The sequence below is a fragment of the Catenovulum sp. 2E275 genome (genome assembly GCF_025515275.1).
Lineage (GTDB): Bacteria > Pseudomonadota > Gammaproteobacteria > Enterobacterales > Alteromonadaceae > Catenovulum.
The window spans coordinates 14919-39223 of the sequence record NZ_JAOPFU010000040.1 but is presented as its reverse complement, the minus strand read 5'-3'; the positions used below and the strand labels follow the sequence as shown (position 1 = coordinate 39223).

The window sequence follows — 24305 nt, the reverse complement described above, 5'->3', positions numbered from 1 at the left end:
CCCATGGATGGGGGAGGTAGAGCGACGTCGGAACTAAAGCCGAGACTAGCTATTGACGCGTGAATTTGCCTTGTCCGCACAAAAAAATTCTCGTTGGAAACCATGTGGAATTATAAGGTTAAATAATTCAATTAGTTAGAATACACCTTAACCCGAGTTGAGGTTAAATAAAACAATTTTGGGCTAACTAAAAATAATAAAGGGGAAAATATGAAAGCTTTAACGGTTATTAGTTTGATATTACTTGCAGGTGCTGGCTTTAATGCCAGCGCGCTGGAAACTTATGATGTGCCCAGAGCCATGTTATATAAAAATCATAATGACGATTTTACCGTTAGAGTACGCGAGCCGGGTCAGCCGTGGCAAGATTTGTATGAATACAATGTTCAGGTTGATTTAGATAACCCGCAAAATGCGAGCATGGTTAATTTTACTATGGATAAACCAGTAGAATTAGCCGTTACCAAAAATAACGGCCAAGTTAATTCGCTGGATATTCGTCCTTTATCAAAACAGGTTCGTAGTGAAATAAAAGGCAATACGGCTTATTTTACAATGAGCAAACCACAATATTTATCGATTGAATTTAATGGCGATCGCCTGCATAACTTGCATATTTTTGCTGATAAAACATATAGCCAGCCAAAAACGGCTCAGCAAAACTTAATGGTTTTTGAAGCGGGTTTGCACGAACCTGAAGGTAAAGATTACTTTGAAATTCCGTCTAATACTTTAGTGTATTTACACGGCGGCGCAGTATTACAAGGAAAAATATTAATTAACCAAGCTAAAAATGTGCAAATTATCGGGCCTGGAATTATTAATCATCCTGAGCGAGGTTTTGAAATTACTTACAGTCAGAATATTACAATTGATGGACCTATTGTTCGTAATCCTGACCATTACACTGTATTTTGTGGGCAATCCAGCCAGATTAATATTTCGTCATTAAAAAGCTTTAGTGCTAAACCTTGGACAGATGGCATTGATATGATGTCTTGCTCAGATGTTGAAATTGACAATGTATTTTTACGCACCTCAGATGATGCGATTGCGATTTATGGTCACCGCTGGGATTATTACGGTGACTCAAAAAATATTAAGGTAACAAACTCAACTTTATGGGTTGATATTGCACACCCAATTAATATTGGCTTGCACGGTAATCCTAACTCAGCGGAAACGGTTGAAAATATCCACTTTAAAAATATAGATGTATTAGGCCATGATGAGGACGACAGAAATTATCAGGGGGTGATGGCCATTAGTAATAGTGATGATATTTTAGTGCAGAATATCCGGTTTGAAGATTTCAGAATTGAAGATGTGCAAGAAGGCATGCTGTTTAATTTTAGAACTCTGTTTAACGATAAATACTCGCATAAACCGGGCAGAGGCATCCGTGATGTCACAGTGCGAAATATTGAGTTTAGCGGCGATACGATTGGGTTGAATCCATCTGTGATTGAAGGGTATTCAGCGCAGCAAAATGTGCGCAATATTTTAATTGAAAATGTAACGCTTGGTGGAAAAAAACTAACCAAAAAAGACATTCAAATTGGCAATTTTGTTGAAAACGTGACAGTGAAATAATCAATTAAGGTTAGGGCGTGTATAACGCGCCCATACTTTTTAATTTAATCTGTGTTTTATAAGCCGCTTTTCCCAGTTACCCTGATGCTGAGCTTCACAGGCTTGTTCAGTATCAAATTCAATTTGTAACTTGGGTTTATGTAATTTAATACCAATATCTCCCAACTCTTTCATTATCCATTGATTTAGTTGTTCTAAGAGGCCTTTATTTTTAGCTGAAAGTAAGCTTTCGTCTGTATTAAATACGCAGATAACGGTTAAACTCTTATCTGGATTTTGTAGATCAACTAAGTGGGTTAACCATTCAAACCCATGTATCTCTATTTGTGCGGTATGACAGACTTTAGTGAGTTGTTTAATAATTTTCTTATCTAGTTTTTTATTCATAAAAATATGTGAGATTAAAATATCGAACTTATTTGTTTGGTTTTTAATTTAGTGTACTTTATTTTTGCCACAGGCTTTAGATTTATACAATGTATTTATTCTTTATTAGGCTGGTATGCACTCATAAATTTTTTGAATGCCCAGCCCAACGATTATTGCAATTGCTTTGTTAATATAAGATTTCAAATAGAGTAAATATCGCTGATGAACCACGTGGCCAGCTAATGCCTGCACCGCCAAAATGGTTTTCTTCAATCTTGGCGCTTAGGTTTAAAACCTGATCATCTTTACTATTAAATGCGGTAACTGAAAACTGGTTATTTTTAACACTTAACTCGATTTGGGTATTGCGTTTAAATACACCGGACAAGACCTGCTGATCGCTTAATGGCGTCCCTTTGCCTTGTTCAATTTTGTAAAGCTGAAACATCACTTTATCGGCGGCTTGAGTAGTACGCCAAAATCTGAGTGAATAGCCCGTTTGGCTGAGCGCATCATATTTAATTAAAAAATCAGCATGTAAATTATTATCGCCACTGTCAGCCGGTGAGCCGGGTACAGAAAATACCTGACCAGCTGACTTATCTGGTCGAAATGCAAGTTTTAACCGCATATCTGTGGCTGGTTTTAGTGCCTGATAAATGATTTTTGCCGGATTAACCGAATGTAAACCTAATACCTGAGTTTGCTCTGGCACAGCGATAATTTGCCAGTTATCGGTTAAGTTAAATAATCCCGAATAAAACTCTGTGCTGGCTTGAGCCGCCAAATTAGAAAAATCGGCGCGAATTATTCTAGGGTTATTTTCGCCGCTTAAATTATTGGCATTAGGCAAACTGATCGGCTGTTTGCTGATTGCGCTAATGCTTTTGCCATAGCCAGAACGACTATGTTTTGGTAATAATTCCGCTTTAATAAATTGACCATTTAATCCCGGTAATAGCTCTATTTGTTTAGCCGGAATTGCAGCATTATTTTGGGCGAAAAGTCTGGGATTATCGCAAGCTTGAGTGCGGCAAACATACCAGTTTATTTTAGACTGGTCGCTGCGGCCTGCTAAATCAAGTTGATAATTTAAGCTGAGTTTATGCTGACTCACACTAATATTAGGCGCTTGATCCACTGTGGGCGGCGCTAATAAAGCTGGTTTTACATAAAACCATGCTGTCACAAAGTGACCATTAGCGGCTTTGGCATGAACCGCAACCCACTTAGCTTGTTCACTAAAATTTTGTCCGCTGACTTCAACTTGATTATTTTCAAGCGGATTTAACTTAATTAAATTAGAGGCGCTAAACCAACTTATTTGTGGATTTTGCGCATAAATCGGAAAAACCTGTGCTTGTAAAATGACTGGATTTTCTCCGGTAATGAGCTGATATTCAGGTTGTTTTGAATTAATGGTTGGGCTGGATGACAAAAGCTTTATTCTGAATATTTCGGTTTCGGCATGTTTATATTTATCCCGTACATTAGCTGGATCCCAGTTATCCGGCTGCTCACCCGGCACAGCTCTGAGTAAATTCCACGGGTTATAAGCTTTTAATTCGGCTTTATTTAATATCCGGCTATGTTTTTGGCTCTCTTTTGCATAAGGGCTGTCGGCAATATTCACAGCTTGTTTGTATTGATCTTGCACATCCCAAATTAGCGAATATTGATAAGGGCGCTCCGGAGGTTGCTCACGCATCCAGCTGGCCAGCCCGTTTTCTGCTAACTCAATTTTACTGTCAATTAATACCGACGGACGTAAATGGCTATTAAAACCAACTTTATAAAACTGCAAACCCTGTTTTGAGATAAAACGGCTATTTTTAAAAACATTATTCATCGACAAAATAACGCCGTTACCAGTTGGTAAAACGAATGTACTGTTTTGCCAGTAGCTAATATCACCACCGCCAACCCAATCGTCAGTCCCCTCAATATAAACCTTGTCAAAAAATGCGCGTTTGGTCATTAAAAACAGAGTGTCCAGCCGACTTAAAATTTGCACATTCTGGTAAATATGTTTATCGCCTCTGGCTTGAAGCGTAACAGCTTGAGTAATCACATTTGAACGTTTAGTTAAATTTTTTGCCGGATTATCCGGATACTGATAATCAATATTGCAGTAATTTAAAATAGTTAAATTTTTAGCGCTAAAGCCGGTTGCATTCACATCCAATACAAATCCATTATTGCTTGCGCCTTGTTGTAGTCCTCGATTGTCAGCCAGCACAACTTTACGTCTGTCCTGAGTTAAACCCACTAAACTAATATAATTTTTAGTAATAGTTAAACCCGGCTCATATTCTCCGCCAGTTAACAGATATACATTAGGTTTTATCCCAATTACGGTTGGTTTATCTGCTGTACCCGCTTTAGCAGCCTGATAAGCCGCCTGTAAAGTTTTGTAACGATTATTTTGCGGGTCATCCGCTGCTAAATGACCATCTACCAACAAGTCATAGTCAGCGACTCTGTTGGTTTTTTCAGTGACTAAAGGCGTAGACTTTGTTGAATTTTGAATGCCACAAGCTGAGCAAAATAACAATGTGAAAAGCATCAATGTAAAAGCGAAGATTCTAAAATATAAATTTTTTATGTAGAGATTGTCATTCAGTAGCGTCATGTGGCTTCCTGCAAAAAAGGTTGTAAGCTAAATAATTTAACCGGTTTTAATTAACAGCTAAAGCAAATTTTATTTTAGTAAAGAGTAACGAGATACAAATAAATTAAAAAACTTTTATTGACAAATTTCACATTAGAACATAACTTCTACTTGTGTAGTAGTTTGATTTTAAACCAAGATGCAAAGGAAATTTATAATGCAAAAACCAATCGCTCAATTCATTCAATCCCTTATATTAAGTTCTGGACTTGCTATTAGCACACTGGTTTACGCTGGTGATATTAATCAGGCTGATGAGTATTTTATCAATCAGGATTATGCAAAAGCCCAACAAGCCTATGTAGATTTATCGCAAGTGGGTAACGCAAAAGCATTTTATCAATTAGGTGTGATGAATCTACAAGGTTTAGGCACAACAGAAAATATGCTTAAAGCCGTGTTATGGTTTGATTTAGCTGCTGAGCAAAATTATGCAGATGCCAAAGCAGTAGTCGCCGATTTATTAAAATTAGCAGCGCCGCAAACACAACAAAATATTCAAAATCTACAGCAAGAGTTTCGCAAGCAGCATGGTTGGCAGGCTATTCAAACACTCTATTTTCCTATTGTGAAATCTAGTATCACCCAGGATAAAATTTATTTTGGACAAAATAAAAACGTAACGATACCTGCAACTTTTCACGATACTAAAGCCTATGAAATCAACGGCGTTTCAGTTAATCAGCAAACTAAACCTAGCGTTAAATATCGCGGTGATTTGAATCCGCCACTTGACAGAAACCAAGCCGAATTCTTTTTTGGACGTTTATCTTCTAGTGATCTTTTTATGCGCGATTATTCTGCTGTAGTTGATTATGATATTGCACCTGATGGTTCTGTACGTAACCTTCAGTTTGAGCAAAAAATAGGCCGTCTACATCCGCATACGGTTGCAAATTTGAAAGAGTTTAATAGTCCACCACCACAGTTTGAACAGACTAAGGTTAGCTTTTTTAACCGATCTTTTATTGGCTTAGCTGGACAAACCGAGCAATATGTACGTAATCATAGAGAAGATGTGTATGCCGGTTTAGTCAGAGCCGCTAAAAAATTAAAACAGGACCAATCTGCTGAAGGGCAGTTTCAATATGCTATGGCATTGACCAATTTTAACTGGCTAGCACAGGATAAAAACGAGTTAGAGCACGTATTAACTAAATTGGCAAAACAAGGCCATCCATTGGCGCAATATGAGTTAGGCATAAAACTTTACCGTGAGCAAAAAGATATTAATCAAGCGATTAATTGGCTGGGAGAATCGGCAAAATCGGGGATTGCTAAAGCTGAATATCGGCTTGGAAGCATTTTGTTAAATAGCCCTTGGGTTGAAAAAGACGAAAGCAAAGCTGTGTTTTGGTTAACTCGAGCTACAGAACAGTTGCACCCGGCCGCGTTATTATCTTTAGCTGAGTTAAATTTATTATCGGATAATCAAGAGTTACACAATGTGGAAAGTGCTCATGATTATTTGGCTAAAATTCCGACTGATTTACAGACTAATCCACAATTTGAATACTTACAGGCTATGGTTAACTTTAAAAAAGTGCCACGCGAACTTAATTTGGCAGTTAACCATATTGAAAAAGCGATTGCGTTAGGCCAAGACTTAAATTGGGATGTAAGCTACTGGCAACAGTTGTTAGCTAACTGGACCAATGATGGTAAAGTAAAAGTGATAGACCAACCACTGGCTAAACTGTAAAACGATACAATAGTATTATTTTATTTACATATAAATAACTTTTGAATAAACTCCGGCTAGTATTAAACCACTAGCCTTGTTGTTTTAGATTAGTTAATTTATTTCAACCTAACTTAAAAGATAAACAGCCTCTAAACTAAATTTAAAGAATAAAAACAAAGTCAAAGGAATGATATGAAAGCAAAACTGATTTCCAAATCTGTTAGCCTGCTGTTGGCAGGTTATTTATTTTCACACACCAGCTTTGCGGCTGATATTACTCAGGCTGATCAATATTTCCAACAAAAACAATATGATTTGGCAAAAGTAGATTACCTGACTTTAGCTGAAACAGGCAGCGCTCATGCGTTTTATCAATTAGGTGTTTTATATTTAAACGGTTTGGGAGTAGAAAAAAGCCAGCTTAAAGCCTTGCTTTGGTTTGATTTAGCGGCTGAGCAATCATTTTTAGATTCAAAGCAAATTGTCGCTGACCTATTAAAAAATACGCCTGATGAAAGCAAAGCGAAAATTCAGGTGTTATCTGATACCTTTAAGCAAAGTTATGGCTGGCAGGTTGTGCACAATCGTTATTTTGCAGTGATTGATCACAATAAAATCAGCCAAAAAGTCTATTTTGCTGAGCTAGACGAACAAGGCAATCCACACATTTCAGACAAACAAGATTTTGTTGATTCAGTGGGAATAGAAACCAATAACGATGCAGTGATGGGGTTTGATGACAGCTCATTAGCCGAAGGTGAAGACATTCAATCCGATTTCTTTTTTAGCCGACCTACAATGCAGGATATTCGCTCGCGGCCATTTTATGCTGTGATTGATTATGAAATTGCTCGGGATGGCTCTAGCCGAAATTTGGAATTAAATCAGTCAGTCACTGAAACTAATCAAGCATATCAGGAAGCATTAGCCGATTTATCAGAGCATAAATCGGACGCTGTGCCTTTTTTTGAATCCGACAAAACGCTTTTTATTAACCGCAGTTATATTGGTTTAGCCAGTTATACCAAAGCTAAAATTCAAAACCAGTATGAAGATTTATATAGCTGGTTGTTTCGTAAAACCCGGCTATGGAAAAGAAGCGAAGATTTAACCGATCAGTACCATTATGCAATGGCGCTCAGCACTTTTAATTGGCTGGATAAAGATGGTAAAGAACTGGATCAGGTTTTGGATAAACTAGCTAAAGTTGGGCATCCACTCGCTCAGTTTGAATATGGATTAAAATTGTATCGTGAACAAACCGATATTGAGCGCGGTATTTTTTGGATAAGTGAAGCGGCCAAAGCAGGTGTTAGTCGGGCGCAATACCGATTAGGCCGAATTTTGTTAGATAGTCCTTGGGTGAAATCAGACGAGCATAAAGCGTTATTCTGGTTTGAAAATGCAGCCGACAAAGCTTATGTTCATGCATATTTATCTGTTGCTGAGCTTAAATTATTAGCGCAGGATCAAACATTTACACAATGTTGAGCAAGCAGCAGATTGGTTAGCAAAATTACCGGATGAACAGCACAAGAATCCGCAATATCAATATTTACAGGCCATGGTGAACTTTAAAAAAGAACCGCGCGATTTAAAACAAACGGTTGTACATATTCGTGAAGCAATTGATTTGGCGGATGATTTAAATTGGGATGTTAACGACTGGCAAAAAATGCTGGCTGGCTGGACATCGGATGGCACAGTTACAGTTATTGATGAAACAAATTAAGCAACTCTAAGCCTCTGTAGGAAAGTATCAACCTACTAATTAGTACGATGCTCTTTTTTAATGAATTAGTAAGTTATTCAACAGAGGCAAAATATCAGACATTTTTTATTTCTTGATAAAAAAATTCTTGTTATCCTCATATTTTAGATTATATTCTGCGCTAATTCTTAGGCCTAAAATCTTAGCCATTTTTACATAACTTGAAATCTGGATTAAAACTAGCTAATTAATTGATTTTAATTGACTTAACAATTATTTTTATTTTCAAAAGCAGTATATTTTCGCAATAAGATAAATTTAGCTTTCTTATAGAAACTATAGCTTATTGAAAGTGAGTAGTTATCCAAAATTCAAGTTGATTATATTCCTTCATTTAATTAAGGAGTTTGGGACAATTGACTGAGCTGCGTCCACTACTGAGTTTAAATCATCTATCTAAAGCATTTGCAGGCAATCAGGTTTTGCAGGATTTTAATATGACCATCTATGATGGTGAATTTTTTACCCTGTTAGGACCGTCCGGTTGTGGCAAAAGTACAGTGTTAAATTTAATTGCAGGCATGGAAACTGCGGATACCGGCGATATTATTTTGCTTGAGCAGGATATTAGCCAAATCCCAGCAGAACAACGGCCCATTAATACTGTGTTTCAAAGTTATGCGTTATTCCCGCACATGACAGTGTTTGATAATGTCGCGTTTGGTTTAAAAATGCGTAAATTACCAAAAGCTGAAATTAAACAAAGAGTTAACGAAGCTTTAGAAATGGTTCAGTTAGCGCATTTAGCATCGCGTAAACCTGCTCAATTGTCTGGTGGCCAGCAGCAAAGGGTGGCGATTGCCCGCGCTGTGGTTAATCGTCCTAAATTATTATTGTTAGATGAGTCGTTATCTGCGCTCGATTATAAATTGCGCCAGCAAATGCAAATTGAGCTAAAAAGGTTACAGCGTAAACTTGGTATTACCTTTGTGTATGTCACACATGATCAGGAAGAAGCTTTGGCGATGTCTGATCGGGTGGTGGTGATGAATCAGGGGAAAATCCAGCAAGTGGGCACTCCACGCGAAATTTACGAAGAGCCAAACTCGTTATTTGTCGCCAAATTTATTGGTGAAATCAATCAGCTTGAAGGCGAAATTGTATCAGTAGATGGTCAGCAAAGTTATGAAGTTAAAGTGGAAGAGCAAAGATGGCGCTTACACGCTGAGCATAGCTTTAGTGTAGGTGATAAAGTCAATGTATTATTGCGTCCGGAAGATTTACGGGTGGAATATATTGAAGCGGATCATCCTGATAAATTTTTAGTGGGTACAATTGTTGAGCGTACTTATAAAGGCAAAACATTAGACAGTTTAATCCGGCTATCGTCTGGGGCTGAATTAATGGCCAGCGAATTTTTTGATGAAGATGATCCGTCGTTTGATTATCGCCCAAATCAAAAAGTAGCGGTTAATTGGGTTGCCGGTTGGGAAGTGGTGCTGCCTTATGAAGCTTGATCGCGGCTTTTTTAAGTTTTTAAGCATTGGCTTAATCAGCTCGTGGTTAGTGCTGTTTGTGTTTTTTCCAAATCTATTAGTGGTGATCACCAGCTTTTTAACCCGAGATCCAGTTGATTTAGTGGCTGCCCAGCCGTCCATTGACAGTTATGCCCGTACATTTGATTGGTTATATCTACAAGTATTGTGGGATTCACTCAAAATGTCTTTGTTGGCAACATTTGCCTGTTTGTTGTTGGGTTATCCATTTGCGATGGCGGTTGCCAGTTTATCTAAACGCTGGCAGGCGATTATGTTGTTTTTATTAATTGTACCGTTTTGGACTAACTCGCTGGTGCGCACTTATGCCATCCAGTTTATGTTGGGTAAACATGGTTTAATTAATCAGTTTTTACTGTTTAGTGGAATCATCGATAAACCGCTTGATTTGTTATATACCCAGTTCGCGGTGATTTTAGGTCTGTGTTATATCCTGCTGCCGTTTATGATTTTTCCTTTGTATTCGTCATTAGAAAAACTGGATACCAGATTGTATAAAGCAGCGACCGATTTAGGTGCCAATAGTTGGAGTCGTTTTCGTTTAATTACGATTCCACTCACTTTGCCCGGTATAGTCGCCGGTTGTTTAATGGTGTTTTTACCGTCGATGGGGATGTTTTATATTGCCGATTTATTAGGCGGTGCAAAAAACCTGTTATTAGGTAATGTGATTAAAACTCAGTTTTTAAACACAGCCGACTGGCCGTTTGGCTCAGCCTTTAGTGTGATTATGATGCTGCTGTTAGGCGCAATGTTATGGCTTTATTACCGTGCAACCCGATATGTCAGTAAAAAAGGGGGCATAGATGGCGCGGATTTCTAAGGCTTTATATTTAACGATTTTAATGTTGCTGTTGTATGTGCCGATTTTTATTTTGGTGGTGAACTCATTCAATGCATCAAAATACGGCATAAAATGGACGGGTTTTAGCACAAAATGGTACGAAAAATTAGTGCAAAACGATGCTTTAATTCAAGCGGCATTAAATTCTTTAACTGTCAGTATTATCGCTGCTACTATGGCGACTGTGATTGGCACTTTAGCTGCGGTTGCTTTGTATCGTTACGATTTTAAAGGCAAAAAATTCTTATCTGGCATGGTGTTTGTAAGCATGTTAACACCGGATATTGTCATGGCGATTGCACTGTTAATCGTTTTTATCACTTTAGGGATCAGCTTAGGATTTATCTCGTTGTTAATTGCGCATATTACATTTTGTTTGCCTTTTGTGATTATTGCGGTTTACGCAAGATTAAATGACTTTGATAAACGTATGATCTTGGCCGCTAGAGATTTAGGGGCCTCTGAATGGCGAATTTTTCGCTTAGTGATTTTACCGCTGATTTTACCTGCGGTTGTCTCGGGCTGGTTATTAAGTTTTACATTGTCGCTCGATGATGTGATTGTCAGTGCTTTTGTTACAGGGCCTGGCTACGAAATTTTACCATTAAAAGTATATTCAATGGTTAAAGTGGGTGTGTCACCGGAAGTTAATGCAATTTCAACTATATTACTTGTGGTGTCACTATTGATTGTTATAGCTTCACAACTGATTGTTCGAAAGGATAAAACATTATGAAAAAATTGATTTTAGCTGCGACCACTTTAGTCATGGCGCTGTCAGCTTGTTCTGATAATAAAGCGCCAGAAACTGTAAGCACAGCAGAAGAAAAACCACAAAAAGCGCAAAAGGTCGTTGTTTACAACTGGACAGAATATATTCCGGCAGACGTATTAACCGCATTTACTGAAGAAACCGGCATTGAAGTTGAATATGCAACTTACGAAAGTAACGAAGCTATGTTTGCTAAAGTTAAATTATTAGACGGCGCAGGGTATGACATTGTTGTACCATCAACTTACTTTTTAGAAAAAATGCGTAAGCAAGATTTATTACAACCAATTGATAAATCTAAATTAAGTAATTTTGCTAATTTAGACACCGACATGCTGAATAAAGAGTATGATCCGCAAAACACTTACAGTGTACCTTATCTTTGGGGCTCAACCTCAATTGCCATTAATGCCGATGAAGTTGATGCTGACAGTATCACAAGCTGGCACGACTTATGGAAACCTGAGTTTAGTGGCCGCTTAATGATTATGGATGATTTACGCGATATGTTTGCAATGGCATTAAAAGTAGCCGGCAAACCATTAAATACCTCATCTGAAGCAGATATTAAAGCAGGATACGAAGAACTTAAAAAATTATGGCCAAGCATTAAAGTGATTAACTCTGATTCGCCAAAAACGCCATTAATTCAAGGCAATGTCGATTTAGGTGTGATGTGGAACGGTGAGGCTTATATGGCTCAGCAAGAAATGGGGAATGTTAAGTTTATTTACCCGCAGGAAGGTGCTGTACTTTGGGTAGACAGCTTTGTTATTCCTAAAAATGCTGAAAACGTTGAAAATGCACATAAATTTATCGACTTTATGTTACGTGCAGAAAGCGGAAAAGCCGCCATTGAAGAGTTAGGTTATGCTGCACCAAATAAAGCATCTTATGCTTTATTAGATGAAGAATTACGTAACAATACAATGATTTTCCCGTCTAGCGAAGATATTGCAAAAGGGTCTTTTCATCAGGATTTAGGCGAAGCTAACCTGATTTATGAAAAATACTGGGAATTATTAAAAGCCGGTAAATAATTATTGAGCAATAGAGTTATGGTGTTTTATGCAGCTTAACTGCGTAAAACACCTGTCTCAAACTCATCCGTTTTACATATCCTCAATCAAGCATTTTTAGCATCAAACTGTACTATTGAATCTGCTTAGGTTATAAACCTGCTTACCCTCTTTTTATATCGTTTTATATGCAGCTTTTTCAACGCAAGTTATACCGTTTCTGGCAAGGATTACGGGGTGTTAAACAACAGGTTTTATTTAATCAGCAGTCCATTCAGGTTCAGTTTAATCAGGATGCTTCTTTCATCTCTTTTGCTCAGCTTAATCAAATTGAATTAAAAAAAGGCTGGTGGTTTAGCCAATTAATTTTAACTAACGGGCAGGCGCATCCGCTTATTTTAAAAGGGTATGCTTTTACGCAGGCTGAACAATTTAAATTTGAATTAATCAAAAGCATCATTAACTATTATCGGCAGGATAAATTTTGGCTGGGCTATTTAAACCTGCTAAAAGCCATTGCCGCTAAACAACTATATTGTTCAAGTTATGAGTGGCAGCCGCTGCTTGAATTACAGGCACTGGCCGCGCGGTTTTCTAACTTAAATATTAGCCCGCAGCAACTCGACAACCCACTGGCTCAGCAAGTATTTAAACTGGCGGCAGAGCTTAATTTAACGCAATTATCTGCTCAGGGTAGGGCGGAATATAATCAAAGTGTTTTGCCTGTGTTGTTAACCCAATACCAAGCCTTTTTTGAGACGGTTGAAAAACTACCTTTAACTCAGGCGCAGCGTATTGCCTGTTTAACGCAGGATGATCACAATTTAGTGATAGCCGGTGCAGGCTCAGGCAAAACGGCCACTTTAATTGGCAAAGCAGGCTATTTACTAACAGCCGGCTTAGCAAAACCTGAGCAAATTTTAATGCTGGCATTTGGTCAAAAAGCAGCGACCGAAATGAACCAAAGAGTCGCTGCAAGGTTACCCGCGGCAGCGAATGCATTAAAAGCCAGTACCTTTCATGCTTTGGGGTTAGATATTATTAATCAGGTTGCTCTTTTAAATCCCAACATGCAAAAGTATAAAGTCAGCCAATTAGCTACCAATGACAGCGCGCTTAAAGCGTTTATTGTTAACTGGTTAACCAACCAACTCAAAACCAATCATCAATTTATTCAGCAGTTTGTTTTATATACAGATGTGGCTGATGCAAAGGCGATTTCTAACCAGCAAATAGAGCAGGTTAGCCAGCAAATGAGTCGTTTTTTAGGACTGTTTAAAGAATCCTCTTTAACCTTTGAGCAGCTAAAACAAAAAGCAAAACAAACATTAACCACGCAGGTTCAAAACGGGAAAAGTGGGCAGAATACAACTGCGTTTATTACGCTTTTTGAGCCATTTTTTCATGCTTATCAAACTGAGTTACAACAAACGGTCAGCCTTGATTTTGCTGATATGATCGCACTGGCAATTGATTATATTGAACAAGGTCATTACCAAGTTAAATTCAGCCATATTTTAGTGGATGAATTTCAGGATTTATCAGCCTCAAGAGCTAAGCTATTAACGACTTTATTAGCTGCGCATAAAAATACCCGTTTATTTGCGGTAGGGGATGATTGGCAGGCTATTTATCGCTTTAACGGTGGTGATATTCGCTTTTTTACCGAATTTAAACGTATTTTTTCACCGGCTTCTTATGTGTATTTAGATAAAACCTTTAGGTTTAATCAGTTTATCCAAGCTTATAGTCATAACTTCATCATGAAGAACAACATGCAAATTGATAAAAAGCTGGAAACACAAAGTAAGGTACAAAAAAATCCGGTTCACTTTCTAAGTTTACATTTGCCTAGTACTTCAAACTTAAGTGAAATAAATGAGCAGTATTGTCAGGTATTACATGAGCGGTTAACTCAACTGAATGAGCTTAGCCAGCGACAACGCATAATATCTAGTGTTTTAATTATTGGTCGATTTTCGCTTAATAAAATGCCTATGGTTTTTTCCCATAATTTAGAGTTCAACCAGTTTCCTTCTCTTAATATTCGTTATGTGACTGCTCATGCCAGTAAAGGGTTAGAAGCTGATTATGCTTTTATCATAGGAGTAGAAACAAGTATTTTTCCATCGATAAAATTTAATGAACCCATTTTTGAGACTGTTTTACCTTCACCTGAATGTTTTAAATTTGCAGAAGAGCGGCGTTTATTTTATGTAGCTTTAACTCGAGCTAAACAAGCTGTTTTTCTAATCTACCGTGAACAATTAAGTAGTCCCTTCATTAATGAGCTTAAAAATTTTGATATGGTTTAATAGGTTCTGGTGGAATATAAAGTCTTGATGGTGAGCGCCCAAAATAATAGCGAAAATAAATTTGTCCATTAGTTGGTTGGTAATCGTTTGCTTTTTGAGCTGAAAATACCCCCCCAACAATCCACTGGCTATTTAGCTTATACTCAACAGATGTTTGTATTCGATATCCAAGGCCACTGTTTTCAACATTTTGATAGTTCGGAATGACAAAAGTTTGCTCAACTAGATTTTCTGCTTGAGTTTGTAGATCTGGATGGCTTGGGAAATATTCTATCGTTTTATCCTTAGCTGTTGACCAAGACGCAGCGAGGGTAATTTGATAGCTAAGTCGATTCCACTGTCCGGTTAACTCTAGTGGGAAAGATATTCCATAATATGATTGCGGACTGTAATAACCCCCATGACCAAATGTTTCACCACTTAGGTTGTATTGATAAGCCCAATGTAAAAGGTTGCTCCCAAGACTAAATTCAAAATCTGGATTTTGAATTATACGGTAATAAGCTCCTCCCATGACACTGTAACTTTGATTTGACTTTACGTTTTTACCATTATAGCTGTAATAATCTGTGAGTCCCCAAAACCCCCATTTCTGTCCCAGATCATGTGATACAGTTAAGCTGATGCCTGTTGCACTAACCCCTCCATAAGTTAAGCCTGAGTACGGGTCTATTAAGCCAGAATACGCGAGAACTGAGTCGTTTAACGCTCGTCTTTCTGCTTCGATACTATAACTGTAATTAGATATATCCCCCTGATAACGAATACCAAATAAAAAATTAGATAGTTTAAACCCCATAGGAGAGGAACCAATATCAAAACGCCAGCTTTCGTTTTGCCAGCCTAATGCGATATCTGTCCCAGTATCTTGTCTGTGGTAATTGGTTGCAATACAGTTTTCGGTGCAGAGTAAGCCTGTTCCAAAATTACTAAGCCCTGAATTAGTTTCTAAAACTAAACTAGGATCTTGAATTTGCTCAACATCTAATTTAGTAAAAAAATGACCTTTTTTATAAGGTAACCACAACTCGATAGGGACGGTACTATTTGAAACAGATTTACCTGTATTTGTACTCTTTTGAGTAGCTGTTTGTAGCCCCACCGCCACCCAAGCTTCGTTTTTGATATTGAACTGCTCAATTTGACGTAGTGTATTTTGCCAGTACCACGAGTTTTTATCTGCTGATTGATTAATATCCTGATACCACAACTGAGCTTGATCTGGTTTATTTGTGCTGCTAGCAAGTTCTGCAGCCCAGTATTTTAATTCATAATCTGCTGGATATTGAGCTACCAAAGTATGAGCTATCATCAATTTGTTATTAATATTATATTCTTGCAACAATTTAAGTAATTGCTTTTGTTGATAGTTCTCTAGCGATTGATAATTATCAGTTAATGAAGCTATTAAATAATTTCTAAATTGCTTTGTCTGACTATCTGGTTTTTTAGTTAAATTTTGTGTGCTGATTTGCGATAGATAATCGAGTTTTAAATCATCAGGTAAAGGAACCCTTGAGTTAACTTTAATAAGTATATTTTCGGCATTATCAAATTGATTTTTTTGTAAATAATAGCGTGATAATAAAAATTCAGGAGTGACAAAATTAGGGTAACTTTGCTGAAGTAATTTCAATTTTTCTAACATCGGCGGGTTAGGTTTGATCTCATTATTTAAATCAGCCAAAAATAAACTGCCCCAATTGGCGATATCAACCTCACTTGCATTTTGCTCAATTTTGATTTGCTTAAAATGCTTTATATATGCTGCTTGATAGCCACTGGCTTTTAACCATTGGCAATAAGTTATTTGCCACTCTAATGGTAAATTCTGAAATGAACTGGCTGCATGTTGAACTAGATCTAGAGCATTGTAGGTAAAGCCAGCGGTATAATATGCCTGTGCCAGATTTAGTTTTTGAACTTGGGTCAATTGGTTAATTTGAGTACTTGAAAGTTTATCTGTCTTGCCTTTTTCAGTTGGCGGTGTGTTTTTCAGCTCTAGCAGTAAATTTTGTAGTTTTAATTCTTGCTGATAAGTTGTATATAAATTATCAATTGAAGCTGAGCTGAGTTGGCTATGTTCAATTAACTTTAAAGCTTGATTAAATTTATTTTGACTACCTAAAAACAAAGCATAACTGAAGACAAAATCAGGGTAATTTAGAGCTGAGGGTAATTGTTGAGTAAATACTATTTCAGCTGCCTGGGGGGACTGTTTGACTAATATATCCGCCAAGTCAAAGCTCAGCCAAGCCGTTTGAGTTGATAATTTTTCAATCCCCTCATTTAAGGTTTGGATTGCCAACTCAGTTTGTTGGTTGTTTAAGAGAACTACTGCCGTTTGGCGATAAATATTAGCCATTACACGTTCAAACTCAGTGTTTATTTGATTTTTCTGTTCATTAGATAAGCTATTATAAAAGTGCCAACCCTCACTAATTGTCGCACTCTTTTCTAATAAATTAAGCATACCCAGTTGTGCTAAAGCATTATCTCCCTGTTTACTTAAAACAGATTGATAATGTTTTTTTGCTTGAGCAAAATTCCCTCGGAGTCTCTCAATTTCCCCTTTAAAATATTCATTGTTAATGTTTTCAGGTTCAAGTTGAATTGCTTTATTAAGGTGCCCTTGTGCTAATTCAGGGTCTATGTTGTTAATTGCTTGGCGCACATTTGCAATTTCCCCCCAGTAGGTTGTGGTACTCAATAATAAACGCCAGGTATTTGCATCAAAAGCGTCAGGGGCTAGTTTAAGTGCTTGGTTAAAATGCTTTTGAGCAGTGTGATGTTCTCCCATTCTCATCTGCAGTAACGCCATACTTGCATGAATTTGAGCATCTTTGGGATGGTATTTTAATGCTTTAATTAATAAATTTTGAGCTAATTTATATTCACCATTATCTGATAGGGTTACTGCCTGTAGCCATGCGCTATAACCAGGATCGCTTAATTGTTTTTGCTTATTATCCAAACGTTGCCAAAAGTTATTTACTACTAAGCGGCCTTTATCACTTTCCGGAAAATAGTTTATATATAAATTAGCCCACTTACGGTTGTTAATGTCTGTTGATAATCTACTGATTGCTCTGAGCCATATATCTTCTGTCTGAAGATGATACCTCTGGTCAGGTGCATATTTTTGCAAAATAAGATAGCCATTAGTGTCTGGCGGATTTTTTTTAAGTAGAAAATCAGCATAGGGTAAAGAAAGTTCTGCTAAATCAGGATATAAAGCTATTAATTCTTGATAGGATTGCTCGATTTTTTTAGTGGGGGTATCTGTGAATTGTAACCAGTACAAATACTCAATTTGATAACTCAAACCTGCAAATTGTTCTGAGAATACTTCATCATAAATTTTTATGGCTTGAGCGTACTGTCCAATTTTGGCAAATAATCTAGCTTGATTGATTTTAGATTTTAGTTGGTCATTGACTTTTAATAAAAGTTGAACCTGATTTTGGCAATGATGCTCTTCACTGAGTTGAGTTAAATGAGTATAGATTTGGTGGGCTTTTATCAATTGGTTGTTGGCTACCTCGTATCTGATTTGTGCACATAGCCTTTCTGGTTGATTCGGAGCCATTTGTTTAAATTTAACTAAGACACTTTGAGCAAGGGCATCATCATTTTGTAATAATGCTCTTTGCAACTGTCTAGTTAACCAATCACTAGGATGTTCATCAATAGGCAATGCCAATATAGAAAAACTGCTTAACAATAAACAAACTAAACTAATCCAGTGACATTTAGTTTTGCCTATTAATGCTACTGTTATGGGCATTTTTGCTCCAGCCAAGCAGTAACTAGCTGTCCATTTTGGTCTATTTTGTATCGTTTATCTATATATCCTTGAGCAAAAAGAGTGAGTACAGAATCATAATATCTCTGCTCTGTAGAGCCGAAACTGCCCTGATGAATTTGGTTAGATAGTTGCTCAGCTAAATCGGGCTTAATCTCTCTTAGCATAGGTAAAACTGCTTGTTGAAAGCCAACGGGACCTGCTCCTTGATGACTTAAACTGTTCGTTTTTATATTCTCTGGCATGTAACCTAGTTGATTAATTTTGTTTATCAATGGGCTCAAATTTGCTGTTATTTTTTGTTTGATTGGAACTGATTCTGCTAGTAAAGCATTCCACAAGTATACTCTAATTGCGTCATAGCTCCCTTTATCATCCGCTTTTTTATTAAAATATAATCCTTTTTCGGGAGAGTAATTCACCCAATCTGGTGCTGCACCAGATTGGGTAATTAAATTGATTAACTCTTCATTCGCTTGTGCGATTTTAGGCCAATATGAATCTGGGTATTTTGTTGAAAAATAGTGATAGATAAATAAAGGTGAATAACTTGGGTTTAATCTAATACTCTGTTCATCTTCAAAACCATAGGGGGCTGGAACTAAGATCCAACCAAGCCCTTCAAGATAATTAACTTCTTCGCGGATAATTCTTTTAGCTAATACAGCTGACAATAATTCATAATATCTTTTATCCCAAAGTTTAGCTGCTTGGGAAAGGGTATAAGCAATCCATAAATCGGAATCAGCTGCAGGGTTGGAATCTAAAATACGGTAATGTCCCGCCTTGTCTTTCCCCCATTTCCAAGCTGGTAAGCGTGTACTTAAATCACCTTCAGCAAGATATTGCTCAGTCCATTTCAATAATTTATCAAAGCTCTCTTGGTCATTTGCGATTAAAGAAAAAAATAAAGCATACGACTGACCCTCAGAAGTCGTTATATTTTGTTCTGAGCCAATATCAATTACTCTACCTTGCTCAGTTATAAACTCATTTTTAAAATGCTGCCACATCGGCCAGCTACATTGAGTTTGAGCAACAGCTGAAAAACATAAGCATGAAAAAACAACAGTAAGCATTCGATAGGTAAACATTATTCATGGTCTCCTTCTGCTAAACGTTTAGCAGTGAGTACTTTTAATAATCGCCAGATAACAACAGATAAAACTAATAAAACTAAAACGGACAACAAGCCTAAAACCAAAGGATAATCTGAAAGGTGGAACCAGATTAATTGATGGATAGGTAGTTCACCCACATAATAAGTTTTATCTGTTTCTAATGTGCTGATACCGTAAGGAGTAATCAAACTAGCTGAGCCTTTAATTTTGTTAAGGGACTCATTTTGTTGAAAAGTCCGACTTAACATCTGATAATTTTGTCGATTGTTCGCGTATAGCGCCACAACCGTTCGCTCATTGTCAAAAGGGGAACGAAAACTAATAATACTCGCTAAATTACCTTCACTTTCGAGTTGAATTTGAACCTGTTGCCCATTTTGGCCTGGATAGAGTGTTTTATTTAATATTGTTTGATAATTGGATACGAGTACATCTAAAGTATTCTGCTTATTGATAAATTGATCAGGTTGACCAATCAGGAAAAGATCATAGTTTTTAGGTTCAACAGCATCTAGATTATGAGCCAAAGTGACGTACGTAGCGGGATAACCTGTAGAAGCACTCATGTGAGCCATCATATTAAATAATAAATTATACTGTTCAGTTGAGCTTTGCTCACCAAGTAGAACTAAAGTTTGCTGTAAATCAGCATACTTAGTAAATGGAAAGCCAGACTGAGCAAATACAGCTAAATTTGGCATTTGGATATAGTGATGATAGCCGGCAAGGCTAATGCTAGAGTTTTCATCTATTCGGCCATAATTACTGTCCTTAGGTGCAGCTGTACAATTTCCGGTTTTGGCAATGGCAAAACTAAAATCAAATGTTAAAGTATTATTTGCACTTAATTTAAAACTTGGTATCTCTAATGTTTGGCTATCTTCTCCACTAGCTTGAGTATTAAACGGAATAGTTAAATTGTTTAAAATAAGATTATCATGTCTATGTTCTTCTAGTAGGTAGCCCTGCATAAATTGACCATTAATCAATACGTTCAAGCGGGTATCTGTAATACTTTTACTTGGTGTATAACGATACAATAAGTCTAATTCAACACCTTGTTCACGCCAGATAAATAAATCAGGGGCGAAGCGTAAATTAAGCGAACTGGCGGCTGAACCCATGCCTTTAGCTTGTAATTGATCCGGATAATCAATTAGATCTGAAAATTTAATTTTGTCTTTACTACTTAGCCATCTTGGAGCATCGTACGCTTGTCGTTTTTCAATTTTGGGTGGTTGAGTTAGAGTGACTGTTCTACCGGACATGATTTGACTTGCATGAGCTAAACCAATAGCAGCTTGTTTAACTTGTTCATCATCTTTGCCTAAAATTAATAACAATTTTTGGTATCTATGTTCAGGGTTTGAAATAATTTCGACTGTGGGTTGGTCAACTAAAGGATAATGCTTTAAAAAATCAGGTCTGGAATTATTACTGGCAATGACAATGGCGTGCTCAGTAGGCAGTTGATTGATTAAAGTTGAAAAATTAGACTTTCGCCAATCAGCCTGAATACCAAACCATGAGCTGATAATTGCTCCGCTTTCTAGTTTAGTTAAGCTTGGTTGCTGACCAAATACTAAAGTTAAATCTAGCATTTTATTTAAGCTGGGGTAAAAGAATGGTGCTGGTAATAAAGCCAACTCGCTGTCGATAGATAATTGCTGCTGATAAAGCGTCAACTTAGCGTTTTGAGACAACTCAGCCCAAATATTTTTATTAAAATCGTCTTGGCAGGCTTGGGTATAATATCCGATTAACTCAAATCGAATTTGATTATAATCTTTTAATACTTGAGCCTGCAGCGGAATTTTCCAGCTTTTACTTTTATTTAATAAGTTCTTATCTGTTTGCTCGGGTAAATCAAGAGTCGCCATTAAATAATCATTTAAATACAATTTAATATGCGACAACTCACTTAATAAAGCAGGGGAGTAATTGATTGAAAAATCTAAGGTTAGGTCTGTCACTAAAGTATTGGGCTCAATTGCGAACTCGGCTGTTGCATTGGGAGATGTGCCTGTCATTCGGCTGACAACATTATTAAGCTGAGTAAGTGGATAATTTTGAGTTATAGCAGGCGCTGGCTCTGGGTATCCATTAGCAAAAACGGATTTATCACTGAGTGGTTTCTCGCTTGCATTTAGATAGCCGAGAAAGCTAAAAGAAACCAAAGCCATAATTTGAAAAAATAATTTAAAAATATTCATTTTTGGGCTCTTGTTTAGGCTGTTTAGGTAATAAAGAATAAATAAATTCGCCGCCCATGATGAGTAAGTTTACAAAAGGTTTGGCGATTACAGGTGCATGGAACAACATATTATTGACACCGCGCCAACTAGCATGGCGAATTTGTTTAAAACTAAAGCTAGGTCTGTCATGTTGAAATTGTTTTTGCCAGCCAATCCAAGCATCAGCTCTCGCAAAGGTGGCTAATACAAACTCTTTTTGTCGTTCGACTGGCATGTCAGTTAAAAGTAATCCTAATTGGTTATCTCGTCGGTTAACTACTTTAGTGGTAAAGACTGCTTGTTTTTTACCTGCCATTAATAATAAATCTATTTCATCAGTTGGCTTAACCGTATGATCTATTAAATCTACAACCTCAAGTCCAACACTTTTATCTGAATAATCTGTCACTGTACACTGTAATGTATGCCCATTTTTAAGCCTGATATTGCCTTTAATATTAGCTTGAACACGGTGAGATGCGCGAATTTGTTTTGCTTCAGCAGCTACCGCTATCGCTGCACCTAAAATGACTAGATTGTAGGCAGTCCATGCCATACTGATTAGGAGTACACCTATGGTTTGGGGATCTTCAAAAAAAAGACGAAAAGTGGCAATAATAAAACCCACTAAGTTGATACTAAATAATACAAACGAGGGAGTTGAAATATTCCAGTCATAAAACTCATTATTATTTAATCCTCCTTTTTCTGTTACATTAAATTTGCCTTTACTAGGGTTAAATAAAGCGACAGTTGTTGGTTTTAAAATGTACCATGCAAGGACGGATTCATATACTTCACCCCAAAAAGAATATCGGTATTTACCTTGTATACGTGAGTTTGTTATTTTAATTTGCATTAAGGTTGGGATTACATACAACATAATAGCTAAAAATTCAGCATGTATAATGTATGCATTAAAAAAGATTAAAGCTAATGGTGCAGTTAAAAATATAATACGTGGAATACCGGATAAAAAATGTAGCATTGCATTTAGATAACATAAGCGCTGACGCCACTGTAGGCCTTTGCCTAATAAGGGGTTGTCGATTCTAAATATTTGAGCCATTCCTCTTGCCCACCTAATACGTTGCCCGACATGGGCTGATAGGCTATCTGTTGCTAGCCCAGCAGCTTGCGGGATATTAATATAGGTTGTTTTATATCCCTGACGCTGCATTCGTAACGCAGTATGCGCATCTTCGGTAACAGTATCAAATGCGAAGCCTCCTATAGATTCCAGTGCTTCTCGTTTCAAAACTGCACATGAACCACAAAAAAATGTGGCATTCCACATATCATTACCATCTTGAATTAAACCATAAAATAGCATGTTTTCATTTGGAACTTTAGTATGATTTTTGAGGTTTTTTTCAAATGGATCAGCTGAGAAAAAATGATGCGGCGTTTGTACTAAACATACTTTTTTATCTTTTAAAAATTGTCCCATTGTGAGCTGTAAAAAAGAGCGAGCAGGGATATGATCACAATCAAAAATAGCTATATATTCACCTTTTGTATGTTGCATCGCATGGTTCATGTTGCCGGCTTTAGCATGAATATGTTGGTCTCGAATAATGTATCCTGCACCTACTGAATCAGCAAATTCTTTGAAACTTTCACGGCAACCATCGTCAAGAATATACACATTTAATTTATCTTGAGGCCAATCTAAGCTCAGTGCAGCTAAAGTAGTTGGTTTCACAACACTAAGCGGTTCATTATAGGTTGGAATATAAACATCAACACTAGGCCATAAATCCGGATTATCTGGTAATGCAACAGGAGCTCGTTTTAGTGGGTTAATAGTCTGAAAGTAGCCTAACAATAACACTAGCCAAGCATAAGATTCAGCAATGATGAGTCCAGTCCCTAATAGGGTTGATTGCCAGTCTTGCCATCCTAGTGTTTCATTAAAACGCCACCATAAATAACGAGATGAACTAATTAAAGACAAAGTAATCATGATTATGGTTGCGAGTTGCCCCGGTACTTTACGCATTGGATAGGCAACTAATAATATTAACCCCATAAAAGCAGCTTGTGCAGATATAGTAAAAGGGACGCTAATAAATACAAATAATACAACTGAAATCAGTAAATACGTTAACCATCGAAAAGAATGGAAACGCCATATACTATTTATCAGGGTATGATTGTGTGGATTAGAGTTAACGGGCCATATTTTTGTCGACTTTTGGATAATAAAGCGATCAAATAATCGGATTTTTACCCATGCTTTTCTTAAAAAATAACTAAGCTTATGCCAAAAGTCAGATTCAGAATTAGGTTTACTCAAAAGTAAATATAAGCTTTGTATAATAAACCTGAGGGGATCAAAAAAGCTTAATTGATTCGGTTTTAGTTGAGGATATAGCTGATAGAATCTGCGTTTTGCAGTCGATTTTTTAACGGCTCTGAATTTAATGAAGCAACTGATAAAATAAAAAAAGATTGGTAAAATCAAAGCACTCAAACGAGTAACTCGGTACTCCTCAAATAATCGTTTTACTCTAAATTTATACAAACGAATATATTTTGGCTGAACTAAAATAGCTGCAATTTTTAAATGCATAGGCCAATTTTGCGGAATATTGAGTAAAGCCCACAT

At 36.9% G+C, this 24305-nt stretch carries 15 protein-coding genes; 9 read left to right on the top strand and 6 right to left on the bottom strand.

Going from position 1 to position 24305, the window contains the following annotated elements:
• Positions 1–210 precede the first annotated feature (210 nt).
• Complete coding sequence (locus N7931_RS15595) at positions 211–1593, top strand: glycoside hydrolase family 28 protein (RefSeq protein WP_262795275.1); 1383 nt, start codon at positions 211–213, stop codon at positions 1591–1593.
• Between the two features lie 39 nt (positions 1594–1632).
• Here N7931_RS15595 and N7931_RS15590 read toward each other — a convergent pair whose 3' ends face one another.
• Positions 1633–1980, bottom strand: a complete 348-nt coding sequence (locus N7931_RS15590) for a Fis family transcriptional regulator (protein WP_262795274.1) — start codon at positions 1978–1980, stop codon at positions 1633–1635.
• Positions 1981–2149: 169 nt separating this feature from the next.
• Complete coding sequence (locus N7931_RS15585; RefSeq protein WP_262795278.1) at positions 2150–4528, bottom strand: pectinesterase family protein; 2379 nt, start codon at positions 4526–4528, stop codon at positions 2150–2152.
• 262 nt (positions 4529–4790) lie between these two features.
• Here N7931_RS15585 and N7931_RS15580 point away from each other — a divergent pair, with 262 nt between their 5' ends.
• The 8 genes from N7931_RS15580 to N7931_RS15545 all read left to right on the top strand — a co-directional run bounded on the left by N7931_RS15580 (position 4791) and on the right by N7931_RS15545 (position 14534).
• On the top strand, positions 4791–6335 hold the full coding sequence (locus N7931_RS15580; protein WP_262795273.1) for a tetratricopeptide repeat protein: 1545 nt from the start codon (positions 4791–4793) through the stop codon (positions 6333–6335).
• A 174-nt stretch (positions 6336–6509) separates the two neighbouring features.
• Positions 6510–7808: a tetratricopeptide repeat protein gene (locus tag N7931_RS15575; RefSeq protein ID WP_262795272.1), complete on the top strand. Its 1299-nt coding sequence runs from the start codon at positions 6510–6512 to the stop codon at positions 7806–7808.
• A gap of 73 nt (positions 7809–7881) precedes the next feature.
• On the top strand, positions 7882–8049 hold the full coding sequence (locus tag N7931_RS15570; RefSeq protein WP_262795271.1) for a hypothetical protein: 168 nt from the start codon (positions 7882–7884) through the stop codon (positions 8047–8049).
• A gap of 395 nt (positions 8050–8444) precedes the next feature.
• Positions 8445–9545 carry a spermidine/putrescine ABC transporter ATP-binding protein PotA gene (gene potA, locus N7931_RS15565; protein WP_316250587.1) on the top strand — a complete coding sequence of 367 codons (1101 nt, stop codon included), beginning with the start codon at positions 8445–8447 and terminating at the stop codon, positions 9543–9545.
• Complete coding sequence (gene potB / locus N7931_RS15560) at positions 9535–10407, top strand: spermidine/putrescine ABC transporter permease PotB (RefSeq protein WP_262795270.1); 873 nt, start codon at positions 9535–9537, stop codon at positions 10405–10407. Before potA ends, potB begins: the two co-directional genes overlap by 11 nt.
• A complete protein-coding gene (gene potC, locus N7931_RS15555; RefSeq protein WP_262795269.1) occupies positions 10391–11164 on the top strand; it encodes a spermidine/putrescine ABC transporter permease PotC in 774 nt (257 codons plus the stop codon). The genes potB and potC overlap by 17 nt, the downstream gene beginning before the upstream one ends.
• On the top strand, positions 11161–12240 hold the full coding sequence (locus tag N7931_RS15550) for an extracellular solute-binding protein (protein WP_262795268.1): 1080 nt from the start codon (positions 11161–11163) through the stop codon (positions 12238–12240). Before potC ends, N7931_RS15550 begins: the two co-directional genes overlap by 4 nt.
• A 167-nt stretch (positions 12241–12407) precedes the next feature.
• Entirely contained in the window at positions 12408–14534 is a 2127-nt protein-coding gene (locus N7931_RS15545) for a UvrD-helicase domain-containing protein (RefSeq protein WP_262795267.1), read from the top strand.
• On the opposite strand, the gene N7931_RS15540 is transcribed toward N7931_RS15545, so the two are convergent.
• From N7931_RS15540 to bcsA, 4 genes are read right to left on the bottom strand one after another with little or no spacing between them, the layout of a single operon-like run.
• The gene (locus N7931_RS15540) at positions 14512–18321 is read right to left on the bottom strand and encodes a cellulose synthase subunit BcsC-related outer membrane protein (protein ID WP_262795266.1); all 3810 of its coding nucleotides are present in this window, start codon (positions 18319–18321) and stop codon (positions 14512–14514) included. The genes N7931_RS15545 and N7931_RS15540 overlap by 23 nt on opposite strands.
• Complete coding sequence (bcsZ, locus tag N7931_RS15535) at positions 18312–19433, bottom strand: cellulose synthase complex periplasmic endoglucanase BcsZ (RefSeq protein ID WP_262795265.1); 1122 nt, start codon at positions 19431–19433, stop codon at positions 18312–18314. The genes N7931_RS15540 and bcsZ overlap by 10 nt, the downstream gene beginning before the upstream one ends.
• On the bottom strand, positions 19433–21673 hold the full coding sequence (bcsB, locus tag N7931_RS15530; RefSeq protein WP_262795264.1) for a cellulose biosynthesis cyclic di-GMP-binding regulatory protein BcsB: 2241 nt from the start codon (positions 21671–21673) through the stop codon (positions 19433–19435). Before bcsB ends, bcsZ begins: the two co-directional genes overlap by 1 nt.
• Positions 21660–24305 (bottom strand): UDP-forming cellulose synthase catalytic subunit, encoded by a 2646-nt coding sequence (gene bcsA, locus N7931_RS15525; protein ID WP_262795263.1) that lies wholly within the window; start codon positions 24303–24305, stop codon positions 21660–21662. Before bcsA ends, bcsB begins: the two co-directional genes overlap by 14 nt.